General features: G+C 42.4%; 24 protein-coding genes. 8 read left to right on the top strand and 16 right to left on the bottom strand.

What is annotated here, in order from left to right:
- The first annotated feature begins 38 nt into the window (after nucleotides 1-38).
- From mscL to HC175_RS13040, 5 genes are all read left to right on the top strand, one after another.
- A complete protein-coding gene (gene mscL / locus HC175_RS13060; protein WP_168138951.1) occupies nucleotides 39-476 on the top strand; it encodes a large-conductance mechanosensitive channel protein MscL in 438 nt (145 codons plus the stop codon).
- A 2-nt stretch (nucleotides 477-478) separates the two neighbouring features.
- Nucleotides 479-724, top strand: a complete 246-nt coding sequence (locus tag HC175_RS13055; RefSeq protein ID WP_168138950.1) for a hypothetical protein — start codon at nucleotides 479-481, stop codon at nucleotides 722-724.
- 259 nt (nucleotides 725-983) lie between these two features.
- The gene (locus tag HC175_RS13050; protein WP_168138949.1) at nucleotides 984-1,973 is read left to right on the top strand and encodes an aspartate-semialdehyde dehydrogenase; all 990 of its coding nucleotides are present in this window, start codon (nucleotides 984-986) and stop codon (nucleotides 1,971-1,973) included.
- A gap of 119 nt (nucleotides 1,974-2,092) precedes the next feature.
- Nucleotides 2,093-4,267 carry a prolyl oligopeptidase family serine peptidase gene (locus HC175_RS13045; protein ID WP_168138948.1) on the top strand — a complete coding sequence of 725 codons (2,175 nt, stop codon included), beginning with the start codon at nucleotides 2,093-2,095 and terminating at the stop codon, nucleotides 4,265-4,267.
- A gap of 90 nt (nucleotides 4,268-4,357) precedes the next feature.
- Nucleotides 4,358-5,326, top strand: coding sequence for an ABC transporter ATP-binding protein (locus HC175_RS13040; protein WP_168138947.1), 969 nt, complete (start codon nucleotides 4,358-4,360; stop codon nucleotides 5,324-5,326).
- Nucleotides 5,327-5,440: 114 nt separating this feature from the next.
- On the opposite strand, the gene HC175_RS13035 is transcribed toward HC175_RS13040, so the two are convergent.
- The 9 genes from HC175_RS13035 to pdxA form a co-directional block, all read right to left on the bottom strand.
- Complete coding sequence (locus HC175_RS13035; RefSeq protein WP_168138946.1) at nucleotides 5,441-5,884, bottom strand: transcription elongation factor; 444 nt, start codon at nucleotides 5,882-5,884, stop codon at nucleotides 5,441-5,443.
- 8 nt (nucleotides 5,885-5,892) lie between these two features.
- Nucleotides 5,893-6,561: a monofunctional biosynthetic peptidoglycan transglycosylase gene (mtgA, locus tag HC175_RS13030; RefSeq protein WP_168138945.1), complete on the bottom strand. Its 669-nt coding sequence runs from the start codon at nucleotides 6,559-6,561 to the stop codon at nucleotides 5,893-5,895.
- 3 nt (nucleotides 6,562-6,564) lie between these two features.
- Nucleotides 6,565-7,680: an NAD(P)/FAD-dependent oxidoreductase gene (locus HC175_RS13025; RefSeq protein ID WP_168138944.1), complete on the bottom strand. Its 1,116-nt coding sequence runs from the start codon at nucleotides 7,678-7,680 to the stop codon at nucleotides 6,565-6,567.
- A gap of 165 nt (nucleotides 7,681-7,845) precedes the next feature.
- Nucleotides 7,846-9,192, bottom strand: a complete 1,347-nt coding sequence (accC, locus tag HC175_RS13020) for an acetyl-CoA carboxylase biotin carboxylase subunit (RefSeq protein WP_168138943.1) — start codon at nucleotides 9,190-9,192, stop codon at nucleotides 7,846-7,848.
- Nucleotides 9,193-9,234: 42 nt separating this feature from the next.
- Nucleotides 9,235-9,735, bottom strand: coding sequence for an acetyl-CoA carboxylase biotin carboxyl carrier protein (gene accB / locus HC175_RS13015; protein ID WP_168138942.1), 501 nt, complete (start codon nucleotides 9,733-9,735; stop codon nucleotides 9,235-9,237).
- A gap of 21 nt (nucleotides 9,736-9,756) precedes the next feature.
- A complete protein-coding gene (locus HC175_RS13010) occupies nucleotides 9,757-10,752 on the bottom strand; it encodes a beta-ketoacyl-ACP synthase III (RefSeq protein ID WP_168138941.1) in 996 nt (331 codons plus the stop codon).
- A 171-nt stretch (nucleotides 10,753-10,923) separates the two neighbouring features.
- The gene (gene rpmF / locus HC175_RS13005) at nucleotides 10,924-11,121 is read right to left on the bottom strand and encodes a 50S ribosomal protein L32 (protein ID WP_006988996.1); all 198 of its coding nucleotides are present in this window, start codon (nucleotides 11,119-11,121) and stop codon (nucleotides 10,924-10,926) included.
- Between the two features lie 9 nt (nucleotides 11,122-11,130).
- Nucleotides 11,131-11,667, bottom strand: a complete 537-nt coding sequence (locus HC175_RS13000; protein ID WP_168138940.1) for a YceD family protein — start codon at nucleotides 11,665-11,667, stop codon at nucleotides 11,131-11,133.
- 96 nt (nucleotides 11,668-11,763) lie between these two features.
- Nucleotides 11,764-12,810 (bottom strand): 4-hydroxythreonine-4-phosphate dehydrogenase PdxA, encoded by a 1,047-nt coding sequence (gene pdxA / locus HC175_RS12995; protein ID WP_168138939.1) that lies wholly within the window; start codon nucleotides 12,808-12,810, stop codon nucleotides 11,764-11,766.
- A gap of 58 nt (nucleotides 12,811-12,868) precedes the next feature.
- Between pdxA and HC175_RS12990 the strand changes: the two genes are divergently transcribed.
- Nucleotides 12,869-13,459, top strand: coding sequence for a riboflavin synthase (locus tag HC175_RS12990; RefSeq protein WP_168138938.1), 591 nt, complete (start codon nucleotides 12,869-12,871; stop codon nucleotides 13,457-13,459).
- Here the strand turns inward: HC175_RS12990 and HC175_RS12985 are convergent.
- Nucleotides 13,440-13,727: a hypothetical protein gene (locus tag HC175_RS12985; protein WP_168138937.1), complete on the bottom strand. Its 288-nt coding sequence runs from the start codon at nucleotides 13,725-13,727 to the stop codon at nucleotides 13,440-13,442. The genes HC175_RS12990 and HC175_RS12985 overlap by 20 nt on opposite strands.
- Nucleotides 13,728-14,360: 633 nt before the next feature.
- Between HC175_RS12985 and HC175_RS12980 the strand changes: the two genes are divergently transcribed.
- Complete coding sequence (locus tag HC175_RS12980) at nucleotides 14,361-15,422, top strand: transporter substrate-binding domain-containing protein (RefSeq protein WP_168138936.1); 1,062 nt, start codon at nucleotides 14,361-14,363, stop codon at nucleotides 15,420-15,422.
- A 134-nt stretch (nucleotides 15,423-15,556) separates the two neighbouring features.
- Nucleotides 15,557-18,418: a M16 family metallopeptidase gene (locus HC175_RS12975; RefSeq protein ID WP_438865938.1), complete on the top strand. Its 2,862-nt coding sequence runs from the start codon at nucleotides 15,557-15,559 to the stop codon at nucleotides 18,416-18,418.
- Nucleotides 18,419-18,505: 87 nt separating this feature from the next.
- On the opposite strand, the gene HC175_RS12970 is transcribed toward HC175_RS12975, so the two are convergent.
- From HC175_RS12970 to HC175_RS12945, 6 genes are all read right to left on the bottom strand, one after another.
- Nucleotides 18,506-18,919, bottom strand: a complete 414-nt coding sequence (locus HC175_RS12970) for a BLUF domain-containing protein (RefSeq protein ID WP_168138934.1) — start codon at nucleotides 18,917-18,919, stop codon at nucleotides 18,506-18,508.
- Between the two features lie 160 nt (nucleotides 18,920-19,079).
- Complete coding sequence (locus tag HC175_RS12965; RefSeq protein ID WP_168138933.1) at nucleotides 19,080-19,484, bottom strand: ribosomal maturation YjgA family protein; 405 nt, start codon at nucleotides 19,482-19,484, stop codon at nucleotides 19,080-19,082.
- A gap of 32 nt (nucleotides 19,485-19,516) precedes the next feature.
- Nucleotides 19,517-20,275: an oxygenase MpaB family protein gene (locus tag HC175_RS12960; protein WP_168138932.1), complete on the bottom strand. Its 759-nt coding sequence runs from the start codon at nucleotides 20,273-20,275 to the stop codon at nucleotides 19,517-19,519.
- Between the two features lie 77 nt (nucleotides 20,276-20,352).
- The gene (locus tag HC175_RS12955) at nucleotides 20,353-20,658 is read right to left on the bottom strand and encodes a hypothetical protein (RefSeq protein ID WP_168138931.1); all 306 of its coding nucleotides are present in this window, start codon (nucleotides 20,656-20,658) and stop codon (nucleotides 20,353-20,355) included.
- Nucleotides 20,659-20,689: 31 nt separating this feature from the next.
- The gene (locus HC175_RS12950) at nucleotides 20,690-21,934 is read right to left on the bottom strand and encodes a hypothetical protein (RefSeq protein ID WP_168138930.1); all 1,245 of its coding nucleotides are present in this window, start codon (nucleotides 21,932-21,934) and stop codon (nucleotides 20,690-20,692) included.
- 33 nt (nucleotides 21,935-21,967) lie between these two features.
- Entirely contained in the window at nucleotides 21,968-22,699 is a 732-nt protein-coding gene (locus tag HC175_RS12945) for a DoxX family protein (RefSeq protein ID WP_168138929.1), read from the bottom strand.
- Nucleotides 22,700-22,743: the final 44 nt, after the last annotated feature.

Raw genomic sequence — 22,743 nt, 5'->3', positions numbered from 1 at the left:
CTATTTTTACTACATAACCTATAAAAATCAACCAAACCATGACCTTTTTTAAAGATTTCAAAGCCTTTCTAATGAAAGGAGACATCATTGCTCTGGCAACTGCAGTAGTTGTAGGAGCCGCTTTTAACAAGATCGTATCATCTGTCGTCGCCGATATTATTATGCCGCTCATTGGAGTGGTCACCGGCGGAGTAGATTTCTCTCAGAAGTTCATTTCTCTTGACGGTAACGAATATGAAACCCTTGAAGCCGCAAAAGAAGCTGAAGCCGCCGTACTTACCTATGGTAACCTCATCCAGGCCATTATATATTTCATTATCGTGGCTTTCTTCATTTTCCTCGTGCTGCGTGCCTATGAAAGAACCAAAACCAAAAAAGCCGCCCCGGCAGTTACTACACCAAAAGGGCCGACCCAGGAGGAACTACTTACTGAAATTCGTGATGAGTTGAAAAGACAGAACAAAGGGAAAGTCTAAGCATGAGAAATATATACTTTTATTATTTCTGTTTTCTTGCACCACTTATTTTGCTTCTGTACTTCTGGAAGAGCCTGGACCCCAACCTCGCATTGATCCTTCTCTTTAGCTATGTCTTTGTTTACAGAACCTGGATTGATGGCTATCGCTTGTACTCTCTTGGCTTGATATCCAAAAATGACATTTTTAAGCTCTTCTATAATGGCGACAGAATAAGATTTTTTAAAGCTCTATATTTGCAGAAGTAAAAATGAACAACACGTAGTAACCGCTACGCTACATACCCAAACCCAAAACCTCCGCCAAAAGCGGAGGTCTTTTTTTAAACTCTCTACATTTTTAACAATCTGTGAAAAGTGGTTATAAAAAGTGAAAAGACATAGAAATTCTTTTTTCTCATTCTTTTAATTAGGTGTAGTACAATACCTTTGCACTGTAAAAATTGTCAGTGCAGGAGAAGTAGTTTTTTTAACCGCTAGAGCCTGTAACGCCTAAAAATTTTAAAAAATGAAAATAGCAGTAGTTGGTGCTACCGGAATGGTGGGACAGGTGATGTTAAAAGTACTAGCAGAAAGGAATTTTCCGGTAACAGAGTTGTTACCAGTAGCTTCAGAAAGATCTGTAGGGTCCAAGATCACTTTCAATGATAAGGAATACGAGGTAATAGGATTGGAAGAGGCGGTAAATTTAAAACCCGAGATAGCGTTATTTTCAGCGGGGGGAGAAACCTCTTTGGAATGGGCACCCAAGTTTGCCGCAGCAGGTACAACGGTGATCGACAACTCCTCGGCCTGGAGAATGCATCCAGATAAGAAACTTGTGGTACCTGAGATCAATGCTTCAGAAATAACAGCTCAGGACAAGATCATTGCTAATCCTAACTGCTCCACAATTCAAATGGTCATGGCCCTTGCTCCTCTTCATGAAAAATATAAAATTCAGCGAGTGGTGGTTTCAACCTATCAATCCATCACCGGTACCGGGGTGAAGGCGGTGCAACAACTGGAAAATGAATACAAGGGAGAAAAAGGGGAAATGGCTTATCCATATCCCATTCATCGAAATGCAATTCCGCAATGTGACGTCTTTGAGGCCAATGGCTACACTAAGGAAGAGATGAAGCTCACCAACGAGACCAAGAAGATCTTAAAAGACGATACTGTTCATGTCACTGCAACGGCTATTAGAATCCCAGTTGTAGGAGGTCACAGTGAATCTGTAAATGTGACTTTCGAAAATGATTTCGAGATTTCAGAGGTACGCAACGTGCTCAGTAAATTTCCGGGAGTTACCGTGCAGGATAACACAGATGTAAATACCTATCCTATGCCAATTTATGCCGAAGGCAGGGACGATGTGTTTGTGGGTCGCATAAGAAGAGATCTTTCTCAGCCCAATTCTCTCAATATGTGGATCGTGGCAGACAATCTTCGGAAAGGTGCCGCCACCAACGCTATCCAGATCGCAGAGTATTTGGTTGAAAAAAACCTTGTTTAGAATAGGTCTCAAAAATGTCATTTTTGGAACCTCTTATAAAGGCTGTACTATAGGTACAGCCTTATTGTTTTATATATCTGAAATTAGCTACATTTAGGGCTTTCCCTTAAAACAAGATTATGAAGAAAATAGTTATGAACGCCATTATCGCTTCCCTCCTTTGCGCAAATAGCTTTGGCCAGGACAGCAACAATGCCAAAAAACCCAGCAGCACTTTGGATTATCCTGAAACTAAAAAAGGACAGACTGTAGACACTTATTTTGGAACTGAAGTTAAAGATCCTTATCGCTGGCTGGAAGATGATCGTAGTAAAGAGACCGAATCATGGGTTAAAGCCCAGAACAACGTAACCTTCGGTTACCTGGAAAAAATTCCATTTCGGGAGGCTCTTAAGGAGCGACTAACAGAGCTTTGGAATTATGAGAAGATCAGCGCCCCAAATAAAGAGGGAGACTGGATCTATTTCAGCAAGAACGACGGACTTCAGAATCAAAGTGTGATCTATCGTAAAAAATCTGAAACTGCCACTCCCGAAGTTTTTCTTGATCCCAATAAATTCAGTGAAGATGGCACCACTTCTCTCGCCGGCATGAGCTTTTCTGAAGATGGAAAAACGCTGGCCTATAGTATTTCTGAAGGCGGAAGTGACTGGAGAAAGATCATCATTATAGATGCCGAAACCAGGGAGATCAAAGAAGATACCCTTATAGATGTAAAGTTTAGCGGAGTGTCCTGGAAAGGAAATGAAGGTTTTTATTATTCCAGTTATGACAAGCCGCAAGGCAGCGAACTTTCAGCAAAGACAGATCAGCATAAACTTTACTACCATAAACTCGGTACTCCGCAGCAGCAGGACAAAATAATTTTTGGGGCAACTCCCGAACAAAAGCATCGTTATGTAGGCGGAAACGTATCTGAAGATAACCGATTTCTGTTCATTTCGGCTAATACTTCCACTTCGGGAGGAAAACTGTTCATGATGGACTTGAGCAAAGCAAACCCAACCATTGACACCATAGTTGGTCATGAAAATAATGAGAGCTATGTTATCGACAATCAGGGAAGCAAGTTGTTCATTGTCACAAACCTTGATGCTCCCAACAGGAGAATAGTAACTGTTGATGCTGCCAATCCAACACCAGAGAACTGGAAAGACCTCATTCCCGAAACCGAAAACGTACTGAGTCCTTCAACCGGTGGAGGTTATATTTTCGCAAAATATATGAAAGATGCGGTTTCTGATGTGAAACAGTACGATTATCAAGGTAAGCTTGTTAGAGAGATAGAATTGCCCGGAATAGGAACTGTAGGCGGTTTTGGAGGCGAAAAGGAGGAAAAGGAGTTGTATTACAGCTTTACAAATTATGTGACCCCAGGCAGCATCTACAAATACGATGTTGAGACCGGAGTTTCTGAACTGTATAACCGTCCGCAGGTAGATTTTAATCCAGATGATTACACCAGTGAACAGGTATTTTACACCTCCAAGGATGGAACTAAGGTGCCTATGATCATCACCTATAAGAAAGGATTAAAGAAAGATGGCAAGAATCCAACGATCCTCTATGGATATGGCGGCTTCAATATTAGCCTTACTCCTGGTTTCAGCATAGCAAATGCTGTGTGGATGGAACAGGGAGGGATCTATGCAGTACCCAATCTTCGCGGAGGCGGAGAATATGGAAAAGAATGGCATGATGCAGGTACAAAACTGCAGAAACAAAACGTGTTTGATGATTTCATCGCCGCAGCCGAGTATCTAATTGAAAACAAATACACCTCATCAGATTACCTCGCGATTCGAGGAGGTTCAAACGGCGGACTTTTAGTGGGAGCGACCATGACCCAGCGCCCAGACCTTATGAAAGTAGCTTTACCTGCGGTGGGAGTACTGGACATGCTGCGCTACCACACCTTTACTGCCGGAGCTGGCTGGGCATATGACTATGGTACATCTGAAGAAAGTGAGGAAATGTTCAACTACATTAAAGGCTATTCTCCTGTTCACAATGTAAAGAAAGGTGTAGATTATCCTTCAACGCTAGTCACAACAGGAGATCATGATGACCGGGTAGTTCCTGCACATTCCTTTAAGTTTGCTGCCGAGCTGCAGGAGAAGCATGCAGGAGAAGATCCTGTACTCATAAGAATTGAAACCAATGCAGGTCATGGCGCCGGTACACCGGTAAGCAAAACGATCGAGCAGTATGCAGATATCTTTGGATTTACCCTTTATAACATGGGGTATACCCAATTGCCTAATGATACTCCAAAGAAGGAATTTAAAGATTAAATTACCTTCTATTAAGACCTCTTAAAAAGCCTTCTCACGAAGGCTTTTTGTCTTTAATGCCGTATTTTTACGGTTTTAATTGCTGCAGAAATGTTGAGGGTAAAGAACCTTTCGTTTGGATATGAAGTAAAGCCGGTATTAAAGAATCTTAGCTTTAATATCTCTAAAGGAGACAATGTGTCGATCATTGGCGCGAGTGGCTGCGGAAAAAGTACCCTTCTTCAGTCGATCTATGGACTACATCATGTAGACGGGAAGATCTTCTGGAAGGAAGAACAACTTTTGGGACCCAACTTTAATATAGTGCCGGGGGAGGATTTTATGAAGTACCTGGCGCAGGATTTCGATCTCATGCCTCCTTTAAGTGTTGCAGAGAATGTAGGGAAATATTTGTCAAACATGTACCCGCGAAAAAAACAACAGCGCGTAAACGAGCTACTTGAACTTGTTGAAATGCGGGAGCTGGCAAGAGTAAAGGCAAGAATGCTGAGTGGCGGACAACAGCAAAGAGTGGCCCTTGCTAGAGTCCTTGCCAAACCGCCCGAAGTCCTGTTGCTCGATGAACCGTTTAGTCATATCGACCATTTCAGAAAAAATAAGCTTCGCAGGAACCTTTTTTCGCACCTCAGGAAAGCTGGCGTTACCGTCATTGTCGCTACTCATGATAGCACTGATGCCCTCGCCTTCGCCGATCAAACCATTGCCATGAAAGATGGCAGGATCATCCAAATGGGAAGACCCGAGGAACTTTATAACCACCCTAAAAATGCCTATGTAGCTTCATTGTTTGGAGAAGTCAACGAATTACCCGCCTCTCTAATTCTAAAAAACCAGGCAGCAAGGAAGAAGATCATTATTTATCCGCATGAAGTGCATCTCACAGATGGCGGCACTTTTAAGGCAAAGGTAAAAAGCTGCTTTTTCAAGGGAAATCATTTTCTCACCCAGGTAGAAATGGATGGCGAGGAGATCTTGCTGGAATCTTCAAAAGAGCTAACCAAAAATAAGATCGTCTACCTCTCCTTTAATCCGGAGTTGCTTAATGCCCGCCTGAAATAGACCGGTTAGAATGTCTCTCCTACTCTATGCTGTGAATTTTTCCTCCACGCCTTGATCCCGGGAATGTTATAGCCAACCCATAATCAATGCTATAATTTTCAATAATGGAGTTAATCACGTGACTGCCTCTATGTGTATTTCACGGCCGTTAAAAACTATACTGCTGCCTGCTTCTTTTTCCAATAATGCCCTGGCAACAGGCGCTCCTGCTCCCACAGCAAAAAATTTCTCTCCATCTGCTTCAATGATTCCGGCCGGTACAGAGATAAAGTAATTTGCTTGGGAGGTTTTCACGATACTGCCAAAACCTACTTTACTGGTTTTCCCGGAAGGAATCATCCGAACTGTTTTCCGAAGTTTCTTGAATTCCTCATACTGGCCTGCAAGTTTTTCAAATTCGAGATGGAGCATAGCTCTGCCTGTCTCATATTTATCACCCATAGAACATTTTGTCTCCAGTTTTAATGCCGCCTCGAGATCATCTATCGCCCTTTGCACCGTCGCCAGCTTATCTTCAACAAATGCTTCACAGGCCTGGATAAGTTGTTCCTTCTTCACAAGACTTTTTAATTTAATTGTATGGGCCCTAAATTCCTCATCTGCCGAACGATCCAGGCCTGCCGATTCTGAATGTAATTACTCGCTGGTTTTGCTCTGTACTGCCTGGGGTTGGGTAGTATAGCCGCAAGAGCTGCAGCCTCATAGGCAGTGAGGTTTAGTGCAGATTTCCCGAACCATACTCTGGCCGCTGCTTCTGCGCCATATACTCCTTTCCCCATTTCAATACTATTAAGATAAACCTCCAGAATGCGCTCCTTGCTCCAGAAAAGTTCGATCAAGAAAGTAAAATAGACCTCAAGCCCCTTTCGAAACCAGCTGCGCTGCGGCCAAAGAAAAACGTTCTTTGCTGTTTGCTGCGAAATGGTACTCGCTCCCCTCACACGTTTCCCTTTTTTGTTTTCCTCCATTGCCTTTTGAATGGCCTTATAATCGAAGCCATTATGATTGGGAAAATTTTGATCTTCACTTGCTATGACAGCAATTTTGAGGTTATTGGATATTTCCTCCATTGGGACCCAGTCGTGATGTATGTCTTCTGAAGGTTCTTCAAAATACCGAATCGCCATTAAAGGGGTAAAAGGAACCGGCACCCATTTATAAATGATAACCATAAAAATACTGAAGAGGAACAAACCCAACAGTAATTTAAAAATGAACCTGAAAAATTTCTTCATGTTTTAGTTTATTAGATCGGCAAGTTCCTTACCTACTAGGCTACCAATGGCCACTCCCATTCCCCCGAGACGTACCCCGCAAAACACATTATCCGAAACTTGTTTTATCACGGGTTTCTTTTGTTCCCCAATTCCCATAATTCCGCTCCAACGCCTTTCAATCCTGAAATCTTTGTTTGGCAGGATCACCTTTTTGAGCAGCACTTCGAGTTTTTGCTGAATAAGCGATGTGAGGGCCAGTTCGGTCGTCTCCTCGCCTTTTAGGTTTAGATTCCTACCGCCTCCAAACAAGATACGATTGTTGATATTTCTGAAGTAGTAAAAACCTTCTTCCATATGAAAGGTGCCTTTTATATGGAGATCTGGAATAGGTGCAGTGATAAGCACCTGAGCCCTGGCAGGTTTTACCTCTGGAATACCAAGTTGCGAAGCAAATCCATTAGTTGCAATGAGCAGTTTACTGGTATAAAAACTGAAATGCTCGGTTTCCACTTCCACACTTGAATTTACTTCAGTAAAGCCATTTACCGTTACAGAATTCAGGATCTTCACTCCTGCAGCCTGCACTTTTTGTAGTAGGGCAGTCATCATTCTACCTGTATCCAACTGGCCTTCAAAAGCATTAAAGATGAGGTCCTCCTGCACACGTCCAAAACCAAATTTATTTCCGGTAACGCTGTAAACATCGGTTCCAAAAAGGGGTTTTAGAAGATGGTTTATTTTTGCCATTTTTGAGAGGCAGGTTTCATAAAGTTCCCGGTCATTGGCAGTGAAAAGTTCGTACCCGCCGTTTATTTGCAGATCCAGGTTTTCAACCCCTAACTGCTCTCGCAGAATTTCAAGACCTCTTACACGCTTTTTTATGAGCTCGACCACTTCTTCTTCAGAATGCTGCTCTAGGTCGGCGATGATCTCGCTTAGGCTTCCAAAGCAAGCGAAACCTGCATTTTTTGTGCTGGCGCCATTGGGCAGCAGCCCTCTTTCAAGGACTAACACCTTAGCATTGGGATATTTTGTTTTTAGTTGAAGTGCACAGTTAAGACCAGTTATCCCACTGCCTATGATAGTAAAATCAATATTTGAGAACCAGGAATCATGTTCCCACCAGGAAAAGCTCATGAAATGCCATTTTTAAGACCTTAGGAAACATCATGCTTCCGAAGCATCTAAAGGTATAAAAACATTGGCAGCTGTTAAAAACAAAAAAGACCTCACAGGTCTTGAAAACCCGTGAGGTCTGAAATTATGGAAACAGGGGATCTCAATAGAGATACTCTGCAGGTACTATTCTATGGGTTTCATTTTGAAGGTCTCCATAAATTTGGTGGTGTAATTCCCCGCTACATAATCTGGTTCATCCATCAGCTGCCTGTGGAAAGGAATTGTGGTCTTCACGCCTTCTATAACGAATTCATCTAATGCCCGCTTCATTTTGCTGATAGCTTCTTCCCTGGTTTGGGCAGTGGTTATAAGCTTTGCGATCATGGAATCATAGTTTGGCGGAATGACATACCCGCTGTAAACGTGGGTATCGATTCGCACCCCATGACCTCCCGGCGCATGCAGGTTGGTGATCTTACCTGGCGAAGGCCTAAAATCGTTATAAGGATCTTCGGCATTGATTCGACATTCGATGGAATGAAGTTGAGGGGTATAGTTCTTTCCTGAAATAGGAACTCCCGCCGCAACAAGGATCTGCTCTCTAATAAGATCATAGTCGATCACCTGTTCGGTAATAGGATGCTCCACCTGAATTCGGGTGTTCATTTCCATGAAGTAGAAACTCCGGTGTTTATCAACAAGGAATTCCACTGTTCCCGCACCTTCATACTGAATATACTCAGCAGCTTTTACGGCAGCGTCTCCCATTTGCTTCCGAAGTTTATCGGTCATAAATGGCGATGGGGTTTCTTCAGTAAGCTTCTGGTGGCGTCTTTGTACAGAGCAATCTCTTTCAGAAAGGTGACAGGCTTTTCCGGAACTGTCTCCCACTACCTGGATCTCAATGTGACGTGGCTCTTCGATAAGCTTTTCCATGTACATGCCGTCATTTCCGAAAGCAGCTCCTGCTTCCTGACGGGCAGAATCCCAGGCCTTTTTAAGGTCTTCTTTCTTCCACACGGCTCTCATTCCCTTACCACCACCACCGGCAGTAGCTTTAAGCATCACAGGATACCCCATGTCTTCGGCAATTTTTTCGGCTTGCTCGAAAGATTCAAGAATTCCCTCAGATCCGGGAACACATGGCACACCTGCAGCTCTCATAGTAGCTTTTGCAGTAGCCTTATCTCCCATTTTATCGATCATCTCTGGGCTGGCACCAATAAACTTGATGTCATGTTCGGCACAGATCTTGGAAAATTTGGCATTTTCGGCAAGGAAACCGTAACCGGGGTGAATTGCATCTGCATTGGTGATCTCTGCAGCTGCTATGATATTTGAAATTTTTAAATAGGAAAGGTTGCTGGGAGGAGGCCCTATACATACGGCTTCATCGGCAAAGCGCACATGCAGACTCTCGGCATCGGCAGTCGAATATACCGCCACGGTCTTTATGCCCATCTCCCTACAGGTGCGAATAACGCGCAAGGCGATCTCTCCCCTGTTGGCAATCAATATTTTTTTAAACATACCTGTATAATTTTGGCTGTAGGGTAATTATTCCAGCAGTTGTTAAGAAGGATCTACTAAGAAAAGAGGCTGGTCGAACTCTACTGGAGAAGAATCATCTACCAGTACTTTTACGATCTTTCCTGAAACTTCACTTTCAATTTCATTGAAAAGTTTCATGGCCTCAATAACACACAGTACATCACCTACTTTTACAGAATCTCCCACTTCTACAAAAGCATCTTTATCTGGAGATGGTTTTCTATAGAAAGTACCAATGATTGGCGACTTTATAGTAAGATATCCTTTATCCTCCTGGCCTCCTGTGGCATCACCACCTGAAGCAGTATTCTCCTGCTGCTGTGGAGAAGGAGCCTGTTGCTGCTGTACTGGTTGCTGCATTTGAGGTGCCGCCTGCATTGGCACTTGTTGCAGGATCGTGGTTTCTCTTTCGTCAGATCCGGTTTTGATGGTGATCTTTACATCATCCATTTCCAGCTTTACTTCACTGGCTCCAGATTTGGCCACGAACTTGATCAGATTCTGAATTTCTTTTAAATCCATAATATTAAATGTTGGGTGTTTTTAAGAATTGTAAGCCCATTTTAGATAGACAGAGCCCCAGGTGAACCCTCCTCCAAATGAGGCAAAAATAAGATTATCTCCTTTTTTAAATTGTTTTTCAAAGTCACTCAATAATAATGGCAAGGTAGCGGAAGTTGTATTACCATACCGCTGAATGTTCATAAGTACTTTGGAGTCATCCAGTCCCATACGCCCCGAAGTAGCATCGATAATTCGACGATTGGCCTGATGGGGCACCAGCCAGTCAACATCTTCATTTGTGAGGTTATTGCGCTCCATGATCTTCGCACTTACATCGGCCATGTTGGTAACAGCAAATTTAAATACGGTTTTTCCATCCTGGAAAACGTAATGCTGTTTATCGGCAACGGTTTGTGCCGTTGGGGGTATAAGGGAACCTCCGGCAGAGATCTTTAGGAAATCTCTTCCGGCGCCATCGCTTTTAAGAATTTCATCCTGCAGTCCCAATCCTTCTTCATTAGGTTCAAAAAGTGCTGCACCAGCACCATCTCCAAAAATAATGCAGGTCGTCCTGTCTGTATAATCTATTATTGAGGACATCTTATCGGCTCCAATCACAAGGACCTTTTTATATCTTCCAGACTCAATATAGGCCGCTGCAGTAGACATTCCGTAAAGGAAGCTTGAACATGCCGCCTGTAGATCGTAAGAAAATGCATTTACCGCGCCTATTTCTGATGCCACATAAACTCCTGTAGCTGCTACCGGAAGATCGGGCGTAGCAGTAGCCATGATAAGAAGGTCAATCTCTGCAGGATCTATCCCCGATTTGTCGATAAGATTCTGTGCGGCTTTTATGGCCAGGTAAGAAGTTCCTTTATCATTGTCCTTAAGGATGCGGCGCTCTTTAATTCCGGTTCTTGAAGTGATCCATTCATCATTTGTATCCACCATGGTCTCAAGGAGCTTGTTGGACAGTACAAATTCTGGTACATATGCGCCTACAGCTGTAATCGCTGCTGTTCTTTTATTCATAAAATAGCATTTAATGCCTCTGCATGAAGCCTAGCATCCTGAAAAACAGTAAATTACTAAATCTTCAAAATACAGCGGTGCAAATTAAGGTGTTTTTAGCACTTTATCAACTTAAAACAAAAAACTCTCACAATGTGAGAGTTTTGTATGATGTTCAAAGCTCTTTTAAGATTAAGCTTCTACTTCTTCAGTGTTGTCGATCAAAACCTGACCACGGTAATATAGTTTACCTTCATGCCAGTGAGCTCTGTGATACAAATGCGCTTCTCCTGTTGTAGGATCTGTTGCAATTTGTGGTACAGAAGCTTTGTAATGCGTTCTTCTTTTATCTCTCCTCGTTTTTGAGGTCTTTCTCTTAGGATGTGCCATGGCTGCGTATTATTTATCGTTTAATAAATTTTTTAATTTGTTCCAGCGAGGATCTATATCTTCCTCTGCCTTTATTTCCTTTTCCCGCGGACTTAACTCGTCCAGCTTTTCAAGTACATCTGACTTAAGCGTGCCGTCAAGAACGCCCGGATGAACTCTTTTTGACGGAACTGCGAGTACCAGCATTTCATATACGTACTGCTGGATATTGACCTCATATTCTCCATGCGGCAGAATAAGTAGATCCTCGTTTTCGTCGTTGTATTCCTGTCCAAATTTGATCACTAACATCAGCTCAGAATCAATAGGCTGATCGTAGGGTTCATTGGTAAGGTCGCAGAATACATTAACTGTTCCCGATGCTTTAAAACTTAGCTCCATCATCGTAGACTTTTTCTCTAACTCGAGGTCCACATGAATGTTGGCGCTGTTAAATTCATCATAGTCAAAATGTTCAAAGAACTTATTGTCAATGTTGTACTCGAACTGGTGTTTGCCCTGTTTAAGACCCACAAAAGGGATCGTAAACTCCTTTAGTTTCCTCATTTCATCATCAGTTTCAAGTGCCTACCCCTCAGGATAAGGCGGGTGCAAAGATATAAAAATTAATGAATTGACTATTCTTTATAAACAAATTTTTGTTTATATCTTTTTGCTCTGTTTTTTCAGAACATTTTCTGTAAGCTCCTCATATTCCTGGCGATTTCTGAAGATATCAATCCCCTTAAAAACAGCCTCTTTAAAAGACTGAAAATCGGCCTCATTTTTTCCTGCGATCTCATAGGCAGTGCCATGATCTGGTGAAGTTCTTACCTTATTCAATCCCGCAGTAAAGTTTACTCCTGTACCAAAAGACAAAGTTTTAAAGGGAATTAGTCCCTGGTCATGATAAGCTGCAATAATGGCATCAAAATTCCTGTAATTTCCACTTCCGAAGAAGCTATCTGCAGGATATGGACCAAATACCAGCTTGCCCGAATTTCTCATTTTTTCGAGGGTAGGTTTCATCACCTCCTCGTCCTCATTTCCTATTACTCCATTGTCCCCGCTATGCGGATTAATGCCCAGCACTGCAATTTTGGGTTGAGAGATCTTAAAATCCTGTTGTAGGGTCTTGTAGATAATATTGATCTTTTTCTCTACCAAACCTGGTGTGATCGACGCAGCAACATCTTTAACTGCCACATGATCTGTGAGCAACCCAACTTTTAAGCTGTCTGTGATCATGAGCATAAGGCTTTCCCCATTAAGCTCCTTTGCCAGGTAATCTGTGTGACCCGGAAATTTAAACTCTTCGCTCTGAATGTTGTGCTTATTTATAGGTGCGGTCACCAGAAGGTCTATGTCACCATTCTTCAATGCCTCTGTAGCAGCCTGCAAGGATAGAAATGCATACTTCCCAGCTTCGGGAGATTCTTTTCCGAAGTGGATCTCCACATTCTCTTTCCATACGTTGACAACATTCAGCTTATTATCTAAAGCCTGAGAGGCTTCCTCAACCCCCTGAAAGCTAATGTCAAGATCCAGCTTTTTCTTTATAAAAGTGATGGTTTTGGCCGAGGCAAATACCACAGGAGTACACAGCTCCAGCATACGGGCATCCTCGAAGGTCTTCAGCACGATCTCACTCCCAATTCCATTGAGATCTCCTATACTAATTCCCACTCTTATTTTATCGGCTGATTTCATAAAGGTTCCCTGTATTTATTCTAATTTTATACCCACAAAGGTAATTAATAAATAAGGAATGTTTACAGGTATCATTGAAGAGCTGGGAGTAGTTTCGGCTTTAGAAAAACGTGAAGAAAATCTGCACATCACAATAAGTGCAGCAATGACTCCCCAGCTTAAGATCGATCAAAGTGTAGCGCATAATGGCGTGTGCCTGACTGTTGTGAAAATCGATAATTTTGAATATACCGTAACTGCCATTCAGGAAACACTGGAAAAAACAAATCTTAAGGAACTAAGACAAGGAGATAAGGTCAACCTGGAGCGCGGCATGAAGATTGGCGACAGGCTGGATGGCCATATTGTGCAGGGTCATGTTGACCAGACGGCTATATGCACAGCTGTGATTGAAAAGAGCGGGAGCTGGGAATTTTCATTTGAGTATGATCCCATATTGAATAATGTCACTATTGAAAAAGGATCAATAACTATAAACGGTGTAAGTCTAACGGTTGTAAATTCTGAAAAGAACAGCTTCAGCGTCGCAATTATCCCTTATACTTTTGAAAACACAAATTTTAACAGCCTTCAAAAAGGTATGAGCGTGAACCTGGAATTTGATGTTATAGGAAAATACGTGAAGCGACTCACAACACTGAACTCTTAGGCGCTTCCTTTCTGTTCAATTTAAGCAGAGAAATCCCTCCGAGCAGAACGCCCGAAGCAAATAAGGGCAACAGGTAATCATTTATTGGAAGACACAAGCCTACCGGCGGCGGCGGCGAAGTACCTCCTTCACCACAACCAGTTCTTGAGGGGCCTTCTGTAGTCATCATTGGTTCTGGGGGTGGAGTAGAGAGCTCCTGTGCGATCGCCAAATGGAAATTTCCCAGTAAAGCAGCCAATAGAATAAGATATCGGACTTCTCTTTCCATGTCGGAAAAATAGAACGATATTTTTATCTATCCATAGTCTTTGTGCTCTTTATCGAATTTTTAACACCTTTGATCGATTTTTAGGGACAGAATCTAAGAGTTTTCCACCCTTTTTTCAATCCGCCACATCATGTAACCTCCAAACAGTATTCCGCTGAGAAAGAGAGGCAGGAGATAATCATTGATAGGCAGGCAAAGCCCAACAGGAGGTGGAATTCCAGGCCCTCTACCCGGGTTGTCAGGATTGGGAAGTCGGCCACACGGTCCCCGTCCGTTTCCGTTACTCTGGTTTGCAGAGGTCTGAGGTTCCGGCGGACCCTGCTTAGGCCCCTGGCTATAAACAGCAAAGGTAAAACCTGCAATAGCGAATATTAATATCCAGTATTTAAAACCTTTACCCATAGCCAACAACATTCCTTGATATTTGGAGCAATATAAGAATCTAAGAAGTTAAAGCAGCTTAAAACCTATTTCTCTAATCTTCAAAAATATAAAATAAACCCTTGCATTTAAAGCTGACAGAAAAATATAAGAGGAAAAGGATTTTCTACGACCTAAATGTTCCCGCTGCAGTAAGCAAATTGCACTTCCAGCTATGAATTTAATAAATTGCCTGCTGAAATAGATATATTCATGATACGATTAAGCATTTTTTTGATTCTCCTTATTCTGGTTAGCCCGTTTTCTATAGCTCAGGATTCCCTGCCTAAACCCACAAAACTTGTTATAGGTCTTACAGAAGCACCGCCATTTGTTGTAAAGGAAGGCAACCAATTTTCTGGTCTCAGTATTGATTCGTGGCGTCTTGTCAACAGAAGCCTGGATTCAGACTTCAGCTTTAAAAGCTATCCCAGTCTTGAGCAATTATTGAGCGCTGTTGAGCATGGCGAGGTAGATTTTAGTATCAACCCAATCACCGTTACAGATCAAAGAATGGAGCGCATGGATTTTACGCAGCCTTATTTTATTTCCTATACCGGGATGGCCCGTAAAAGTGGTTCGGCCTTCTGGACCTACATTTCAAACATTTTTAGTTGGAACTTCCTCTCGGCCATCCTCATTCTGGTAGGTGTAATTTTCATTTTTGGATTTCTAGTGTGGCTTTTTGAACGTAAAAAGAATCCGGAAGAATTTGGCAGCGGGGGCAGAGGTATTCTCCAGGGATTCTGGTGGAGTGCCGTAACAATGACAACAGTAGGTTATGGTGATAAATCTCCGCGTACCTTTGGAGGCAGGTTTATAGGTCTTATCTGGATGTTCATGGCTATTATCATGATCTCCACCCTAACTGCGGGAATCGCCTCTTCTCTAACTGTTCAGAATATGCAGGATGAAATATCAGACATTCAGGATCTGGAGAAATTTGGAGTAACAACTGTACAGAGTTCCAGTGCACAGGAGTTGCTCGACCAGTACAAGATCTCTTCAGAAGCGGTCTTAAATGCTGAAGCAGGTATTGAAGCTCTGCTCGAGAACAAGACCGAGGTTCTGGTCTACGATCAGCCTATTCTTAACTACATTATTGAACAGAAAAATCTGGAGGATGAATTGGAAGTGCTCGAAAAATCCCTCAAAAAGGACTATTACAGCTACACTTTCCCAAAAGACTCTCCACTCCTCGATTCCATAGATCCTATTTTGATTGGCAGCTTAAAAAGTATGGAATGGATCAACCTGATAAGAGAATATAAATAAACGCCTTTAGGAAATCAACTGCCGCGTTAGTACCTCATCTAAGGTCTAGCCTGCTGATTGAAAATAATTTACACTCCTAAACCATTATTATTATATTTATCAATCAATTAACTAAAACGAATAATATGAGAAAAATGAGGTTCCTCACAGCGGCTTTGGTTATGCCGCTGCTAATTACCACCTATTCCTGTGAAAAACTCAGAGGAAACGAGGCAGAGGCCATCCAGGAACAGGGATTGTCTATTGAATTTGAAAAATATGAGCTGGATAATGGTCTTAATGTCGTGCTCCACCAGGATAAGTCAGATCCTATTGTATCTGTCGCTATTCAGTATGGAGTGGGTTCAAACAGGGAAAAGAAAGGCCGTACCGGTTTTGCCCATCTCTTTGAACATATGTTGTTCCAGGAATCAGAAAATGTTCCTCAAGACCAGTTTTTTAAGAAGATACAGGATGTGGGAGGAACCCTTAATGGAGGAACCTGGCAGGATGGAACGATTTATTACGAAGTAGTACCCAAAAATGCTTTGGAGATGGTCATGTGGCTGGAGTCCGATCGCATGGGTTATTTCATCAACACGGTTACAGCATCTGCTTTTGCAAACCAGCAGGAAGTAGTTCAGAATGAAAAGCGGCAACGCGTAGATAATAATCCTTATGGCCATACAGGCTGGGTTATAGATAAAAATCTTTTCCCCGATGGTCATCCATACAGCTGGCAGGTCATAGGTGAGCTTGAAGACCTTCAAAATGCTACTGTAGATGATGTGAAGGAATTTTATGATAAGTTCTACGGGCCCAATAACGCTACGCTGGTTATTGCCGGAGATTTTGAAAAGGACGAAGCAAAAGCTCTGGTAGAGAAATACTTTGGAGAGATCAAGAAACGACAGGAAGTAGCACCACTTGAAGTGCAGAATGTACAGTTACAAGAGTCAAAAAGGCTCTTTCATGAAGATAATTTTGCAACCGCACCACAGTTAAACATGGTATGGCCTGCTGTAGAACAATACACAAAAGATGCATATGCCCTCGATTTTTTAGGCGAAATACTTTCCGACGGAAAAGAAGCTCCCCTGTATGAGGTACTTGTAAAAGAAAAGGAACTGGCGTCCCAGCCAAGAGCCTTTAACAGCGCCGATCAAATTGCCGGGAAATTCCGAATTATGGTAACCGCAAATTCCGGGGTTGATCTTGACCAGGTGGAAGCAGGAATCAAAGAAGCTTTTGCAAGGTTTGAAAAAGAAGGAGTAACCGAAAAGGATATTGAGAGAATCAAAGCCGGTCTTGAGACAGATTTCTACAATGGAATCAGCAGCGTTTTAGGTAAATCTTTCCAGCTCGCACAGTACGATGTTTTTACCGGCGATCCCGGTTATATTGAAAAAGATATCGAGAATATCAAGAAGGTCACCAAAGAAGATGTGATGAGGGTCTACAACGAATACATCAAGAATAAGCCCTATGTCATGACGAGCTTTGTACCAAAAGGACAGCTTGAACTCATTACAGAGAATTCAGAAAAAGCTGAGGTAGTAGAGGAAAAGATCACTGAAAATGTGCAGACAGAAGTTGCTGAAGCTACTCAGCCAGTTCAAAAGACTCCGTCAAAGATCGACCGTTCCACGCAACCAGAAGTGGGAGAAACTCCTTCCCTAAATGTTCCTTCGTCCTGGAATGTCAACCTGGAGAATCAACTGGAAGTATATGGAATTGAGCAAACAGAACTACCGCTGGTTAATTTCAGTCTTGTTATTGAGGGAGGTCATCTTCTGGACGATCTTTCCAAGAATGGTGTTGCCAACCTCATGAGTGATATGTTGATGGAAGGCACCGCAAACAAAACTCCTGCCGAGTTGGAAGAAGCTATCGATATGCTGGGAGCTAACATCAACATGTACACTACGAATGAGTCAATAGTCATTCGTGGAAATACCCTGAAACGCAATTTTAAAAAGACTATGGACCTGGTTCAGGAAATCCTGTTACAACCGCGGTGGGATGAGGAGGAATTTGCCCGAGTTAAGACAAGTACCATTAACAGCATCAAAAGGAACGAGGCAAATCCAAATGTGATCGCAAACAACGTCTACAACAAGTTGTTGTATGGAGAGAATCATCCATTTGCGCATCCTACTTTAGGCACAGAAGCTTCTGTAGAGGCGATAAGTATGGAGGATCTTAAAAAGTTTTATCAAAAGAACTTTTCTCCTAGTGTGAGCCGGTTCCACGTAGTGGGAGATGTTACACAGGCACAGGCACTCTCTGCTCTGGAAGGTATAGAGAAGAACTGGATGGCGAAAGAGGTTAAAATTCCGGAGTTCGAAATTGTAACTAACAGGGATAAAGCATCTCTATATTTTGTAGATGTTCCCGGCGCTAAGCAATCGGTGATCAATATTGGATACATCGCACTGCCGCGCACCAGTAAGGAATTCTTTCCGGCAGAGGTGATGAATTACAAGCTTGGAGGTTCGTTCTCAGGAAATGTGAATCTTATTCTTAGAGAAGAAAAAGGATATACCTACGGCGCCCGATCTGGATTTAGCGGATCAAAAATTCCGGGGACCTTTACCGCGTCTTCAAGTGTTCGAACCAATACTACGGGAGAATCTGTGGGGATCTTCAGGGATGAGATTGCCGAATACAAAGACGGGATCTCTCAGGACGATCTGGAATTCACGAAAAACGCACTCATAAAGTCTAATGCCCGCAGGTTTGAGACTCAGGGTTCGTTACTTGGAATGCTGCAGGAAATGAGCGCTTATGATCTACCGGTAGATTATATTGAAAAAGAAGAACAGATCATTCGTAACATGACGCTTGAACAACACCAAGAACTGGCTCAGAAATATCTTGATGAGTCCAAAATGGCTTATCTTGTTGTTGGGGATGCTGCTACACAATTCGACCAGTTCAAGGAAATGGGATTTGATGAAGTCAAACTTATTGACAAACAAGGTGAAGAAGTAGAATTACAGGCTGTTAAGCCATAAGTACGGTTGATTTCCGTCAAATTAAAGAGCCCCTTTTACTTTGCGTAAAGGGGGTTTTTTATTAGCGATGCAGAAGAAGTGAAGGATCTACAGCACCCGAGTATCTAAGAAGGAATTAAGAACAGTCTTTATTTGTCCCTGGGTATGGCTGTCCATGCCTTCCACGCTCTCGCAGTAATTCCTTATGAGATCGGGCCGCGAAAAATTGGGTGAAGAGAGATGTTCTGTGCGATAACCATCAAGAGAACCGCGTTCAATGTCCTTACCCAGTACCTGGATAATTCCCGAATGTCTTTTATCATTATTGATCTCACTAAACAAGGCAAGCACCGCTGACCTTTCCCCTTCCAGGACCTGAAAAAAATGCCCTTCAGAATAAAGGAGGATGCCCTTAATATCCTGCTCCTCGTTTTTCTCTTTCCAAAGAGCAAGAAGTTCATTGATCTCTGAACCAGAAAATTCTCGTGTAGCCGTACTTACATAACATATAGTGTGGTGCATAATCCTCTAGTTTTGGGGTGATTCAACTGAATTTCTTCTGAAGATAAAAAAACACTAAATGAAAAATGTCAAGCTTTTCATAATTGAAACACTATTTAGCATAGAAATAACACGAAAAGGCTCAACTTAAGGCAGATTTAAAGTTCCAGACCCTTATTATTTATAAAGAACCAGGTGTTTTAACTTCGGAAGTCTCCCGGTGCCTTAGCCGCTCAAATCCATAGATACTTAAGGCTGCCAGGCAATAAATGGCTATATCCAGCCATTCAAAATAATTACCTAAGACCGTAGCCAGAAACCTGTTTTTATGTATTTGCAGGAATTCAAGAACCTTGACATACTGAAGCCACTCAATAAAGATGAGAAAAAGAAGGGCTCCAAAAATGGCATTTTTGAAAGGTATTTTCCAGAAGCTTTTGAGCAGGCAATAAAGGAGAACTAAGGCAAAGAAATCTCCACCATAGGGCCTGAAGAAAGAATCCCGAACATAAAGGGCGATAAAGATTTCCAGCAAAAGAAGAATAAAAGCAGTAAAGAAATAGGCTCTGTTAAAGGTCAGGTTCATGTTTATTTCTATTTAATAGATAATGCTGAGTGCTACACCTGGTCCAGAGCATTGATCTCCGACATATAGTTTGATGGCAGCAGGAGCGCTTTGAAAATCCAGTCCAGCTTTATTTTCCTGCTCCATTTGTACAACTTCAGCAGCGGACCAAGCGTAGAATTCCTCCGAAAATTCAGCAGAAATTTCACCTTATTGGGCACTAAGAGTTTCTGCACTTCCAGGAGCAATTTATAGCGCAATATTCCCAGGTGCAGCTTGTACCGTCGGTAAAGATCCCGGGTATAATCTCCTGCAGCAAGATCATGCTCTATATGTTCTTTCCGCATAATCTCCCATTCATCGAAACTCTTTGGCAGGCCCGGAAGTTGCATCCTGCTTCCTACTCTTTCAAAAACCCTGAAAACCTCTTCCTTTTCTGCTGCTGAAAGTTTTCGTTCCAGCAGTTCAAAGGATCTGATAGAGTAATCGATCAGCATAAAAAGCACGTCCCGGTAGGCCCAGTCGGGAATTTTGGCGCCTCGTTTCTCTTCCACCGCCATATGTATAGCGGTAATTTGATCTATGGCCCGGTGCGCTGCTTCCTTTTCAGCAAAAACAATAGTGCGGGCATAAGCGACGGTGGAAAAAAGTCTTCCCAGGGGATCTTCGGGCAACCTTCCCGTAAAGTACAGCCAGTCGACCGCTTTATTCAAAGCGAATTCTGCCGCAGCTCCCGCAAAAATAAAGAGAATGCTGTCGGCTTTTCCCCATATTTGCCGCACTATTGAATCCTTATCTACAAAATATTCCATTTTCTAAAGTTGCGCACTTTCCTTATAAAGATCATTTTCTCTACCTGCTCAAAAATGACATTTTTGAGAGATCTTTTTTAAAAACTGCTTCGCATTAATTCGATCTTATAAAATAATTCCCCCACTCCCAAAACAGCCATGATAATAAAGATGCTGAGAAGGATCTTCAGGATCAGGTGAATTTTAATATTCCATTTCTGTCTGAGCATCTTCAGGAAAGGAGGAAAATAAAAAACCGAAAGCAGGAGCAGAAAAATTCCGAAGCCGGGATCATTTCCCCAGAAGGTATTGATAAAGCCAGCTGCGATCACCGCCAGCCCGAACCCCCAGTTAAGGAAGGTGAAGAGCGGAGAAAAACGAGTTACTATCGAGTTTGATTTCATTATCATTTCTTCAAATTTTAAACTTTCAAGATCATTGCACTCCAAAGATTAAAGGAAAACTAAAGGTGACGATCACTGCCCATATTACATAAACGGGCAAATACCTGGTGATCGTCTCTCCCACATCCTCAAGTGCGGCTTTTTTGGAAGTCACCTTCAGCAATTTTGCGGTTACCATAACAAGATTCACAAGAATAAGCAGATTGGCGCCCAGCACCGCAAGCCGATTTGGAGTAATTCCCCATTCAGAAATTCTGAAAAGAATGGCTGAAAGCGCTATGCCATTAACAATTATGGTAACAATTGAAAGCAGGATGAGGATCACAACTTCAGGTTTGCTCTTTTTTGATTCTGAAGCCCCTGCAACCGAGAAGAAGATAATGGCCATTACTCCAACCAGAAGGACATTGAATATGAGCAAAAACTCCCGGTCATTATATGGATCTTTTCCGGAGAAGATCATTGCAGCGAGATAGCTAATAAGCATTACCAGCACCAGCGGACTAAATATACGGGCAATGACAGGAGAGATCTTTCCTACCAGGTGCGGATTCTTCTCAATAAGATAAGTCGCGAGGACCGGAACTGCAGGAAGGCCAAAGATCACCACGTAGCCGAAGTAAAAAGCTTCTATATAAACATCGATCAGGGTAAAGAGACCAATGGTAATTGCTGTCATGAGTCCGCCGGCTATACAGATCAAACCCGATAAGACCAGAAGATCACCATTATATTTCAGGAATTGGAGGCGTTTGTTATAGGCTTTAAATTCCCCTGCTGTATAAGCAAATCCCAGCACAGTCCATAGAACAATAAGCAAATGAATGCATGACAGGATCAAAGTATCGCTTTCAGGAAAATGAGGTAGAACGTTGATGAAAACGGCAGCCGCGATGGTAGTAACCGCAAGAAGGATGACCTTCTTTAAGGCTAACTTATGTTTCCACGCAAAATAACTTGCCAGAATAGGGAAAACGATAAAACCAATATTCCGGGGATAGAAGAACTCTTCACTTATAGAAAAAATGTGCGGCAGTTTGGCAATTAGCCCCGCAAGGAATGCGATGGAAAGAACGAATAAAAAGTCCTTTTTCGAACCCCAGTTTATTTCATCTGCTTCATAGTTGAGCCTGGTATTCCAGAAATCGGCAAGGGAACTCCCCTGTATAGACGGGTAAAGCATATTAAAATTCTTTTTAAAGCTGCTTTTGTTGGTGCGATACAACTTTTCCAGTTGTACGGGGTCGTTGAGATAGTGGGAAATTTGTTCTTTCATGACTGATGATTTTAAGAGTTGATTATTTTTTAATTATGATTGAGAATGAATGTTCTTAGCGCTACTATTGTCATATTCCTCCATGCAGAAGTTGTAGGTTCTGGTAGTATGAATACAGTCACACAGGTTTAGACAGGCCTGCGGATCTTCTTCATCTGAACATTGCTGCTTGCATTCAGAGATTTCAAGTTGCGGCATAAAGAGATGAATGTTCATTAGGACGACCATGGCGACGACTGCGATCACAGTGATGGCAGAACCAAAAAAGAACTTGACCGGAAATCTACTGGACATGTCCTGCCTTGAAGGAAGCAATGTTTTTGGCGCCGAGGGGAAAAATATGAATTTCAATTTATGCCAGTCCCAGCAAAGCAGGTACAGACATGCGAGCAACATAAGCGGGGAAGTAAGTAAGGAACCTTCAAATCTTACAGCAATAGACAGCAGGCAAATATTGAGAATGATTGGGAAATAGATCAAAGCTCCAAGCGTAGTTGTTCTGGGAATCAGCAACAGGAAGGCCGCTAAGATTTGCATCACTCCTACAAAAGGATAATAGAAGCCCGTGTGGAAAAAAGCTTCAAGGTAACTTCCCATAGGGTGTGTAGTTGCAAGGGCGGTAAATCGCTCCCCGCTGACTTTCACAAAACCCGAAGGAAAAAAGCCAAGGGCAAGGACACACCTGTTAAAAATGCTAAATACCCGCAGCCACCTGTTCTTTCGGGCTTCTAAATGTATCTTATCGAGCTTTTCTGAAAGTGTCATTGCTGAAGTTTTATAAAGTACTTTGCATTTCAAAGTAAATGAAT

It is taken from the genome of Salinimicrobium oceani (assembly GCF_012037645.1).
Note: the sequence above shows the minus strand (reverse complement) of the source record. Positions and strands in the feature narration are given on the sequence as shown.

What these genes read in the sequence shown, in the direction of transcription:
- mscL (WP_168138951.1), top strand. Translation starts at nt 39, where the DNA reads ATGACCTTTTTTAAAGATTTCAAAGCCTTTCTAATGAAAGGAGACATC.
- HC175_RS13055 (WP_168138950.1), top strand. Translation starts at nt 479, where the DNA reads ATGAGAAATATATACTTTTATTATTTCTGTTTTCTTGCACCACTTATT.
- HC175_RS13050 (WP_168138949.1), top strand. Translation starts at nt 984, where the DNA reads ATGAAAATAGCAGTAGTTGGTGCTACCGGAATGGTGGGACAGGTGATG.
- HC175_RS13045 (WP_168138948.1), top strand. Translation starts at nt 2,093, where the DNA reads ATGAAGAAAATAGTTATGAACGCCATTATCGCTTCCCTCCTTTGCGCA.
- HC175_RS13040 (WP_168138947.1), top strand. Translation starts at nt 4,358, where the DNA reads ATGTTGAGGGTAAAGAACCTTTCGTTTGGATATGAAGTAAAGCCGGTA.
- mtgA (WP_168138945.1), bottom strand. Translation starts at nt 6,561, where the DNA reads ATGAAGAAATTTTTCAGGTTCATTTTTAAATTACTGTTGGGTTTGTTC.
- HC175_RS13025 (WP_168138944.1), bottom strand. Translation starts at nt 7,680, where the DNA reads ATGAGCTTTTCCTGGTGGGAACATGATTCCTGGTTCTCAAATATTGAT.
- accC (WP_168138943.1), bottom strand. Translation starts at nt 9,192, where the DNA reads ATGTTTAAAAAAATATTGATTGCCAACAGGGGAGAGATCGCCTTGCGC.
- accB (WP_168138942.1), bottom strand. Translation starts at nt 9,735, where the DNA reads ATGGATTTAAAAGAAATTCAGAATCTGATCAAGTTCGTGGCCAAATCT.
- HC175_RS13010 (WP_168138941.1), bottom strand. Translation starts at nt 10,752, where the DNA reads ATGAATAAAAGAACAGCAGCGATTACAGCTGTAGGCGCATATGTACCA.
- rpmF (WP_006988996.1), bottom strand. Translation starts at nt 11,121, where the DNA reads ATGGCACATCCTAAGAGAAAGACCTCAAAAACGAGGAGAGATAAAAGA.
- HC175_RS13000 (WP_168138940.1), bottom strand. Translation starts at nt 11,667, where the DNA reads ATGAGGAAACTAAAGGAGTTTACGATCCCTTTTGTGGGTCTTAAACAG.
- pdxA (WP_168138939.1), bottom strand. Translation starts at nt 12,810, where the DNA reads ATGAAATCAGCCGATAAAATAAGAGTGGGAATTAGTATAGGAGATCTC.
- HC175_RS12990 (WP_168138938.1), top strand. Translation starts at nt 12,869, where the DNA reads ATGTTTACAGGTATCATTGAAGAGCTGGGAGTAGTTTCGGCTTTAGAA.
- HC175_RS12985 (WP_168138937.1), bottom strand. Translation starts at nt 13,727, where the DNA reads ATGGAAAGAGAAGTCCGATATCTTATTCTATTGGCTGCTTTACTGGGA.
- HC175_RS12980 (WP_168138936.1), top strand. Translation starts at nt 14,361, where the DNA reads ATGATACGATTAAGCATTTTTTTGATTCTCCTTATTCTGGTTAGCCCG.
- HC175_RS12975 (WP_438865938.1), top strand. Translation starts at nt 15,557, where the DNA reads ATGAGGTTCCTCACAGCGGCTTTGGTTATGCCGCTGCTAATTACCACC.
- HC175_RS12970 (WP_168138934.1), bottom strand. Translation starts at nt 18,919, where the DNA reads ATGCACCACACTATATGTTATGTAAGTACGGCTACACGAGAATTTTCT.
- HC175_RS12965 (WP_168138933.1), bottom strand. Translation starts at nt 19,484, where the DNA reads ATGAACCTGACCTTTAACAGAGCCTATTTCTTTACTGCTTTTATTCTT.
- HC175_RS12960 (WP_168138932.1), bottom strand. Translation starts at nt 20,275, where the DNA reads ATGGAATATTTTGTAGATAAGGATTCAATAGTGCGGCAAATATGGGGA.
- HC175_RS12955 (WP_168138931.1), bottom strand. Translation starts at nt 20,658, where the DNA reads ATGAAATCAAACTCGATAGTAACTCGTTTTTCTCCGCTCTTCACCTTC.
- HC175_RS12950 (WP_168138930.1), bottom strand. Translation starts at nt 21,934, where the DNA reads ATGAAAGAACAAATTTCCCACTATCTCAACGACCCCGTACAACTGGAA.
- HC175_RS12945 (WP_168138929.1), bottom strand. Translation starts at nt 22,699, where the DNA reads ATGACACTTTCAGAAAAGCTCGATAAGATACATTTAGAAGCCCGAAAG.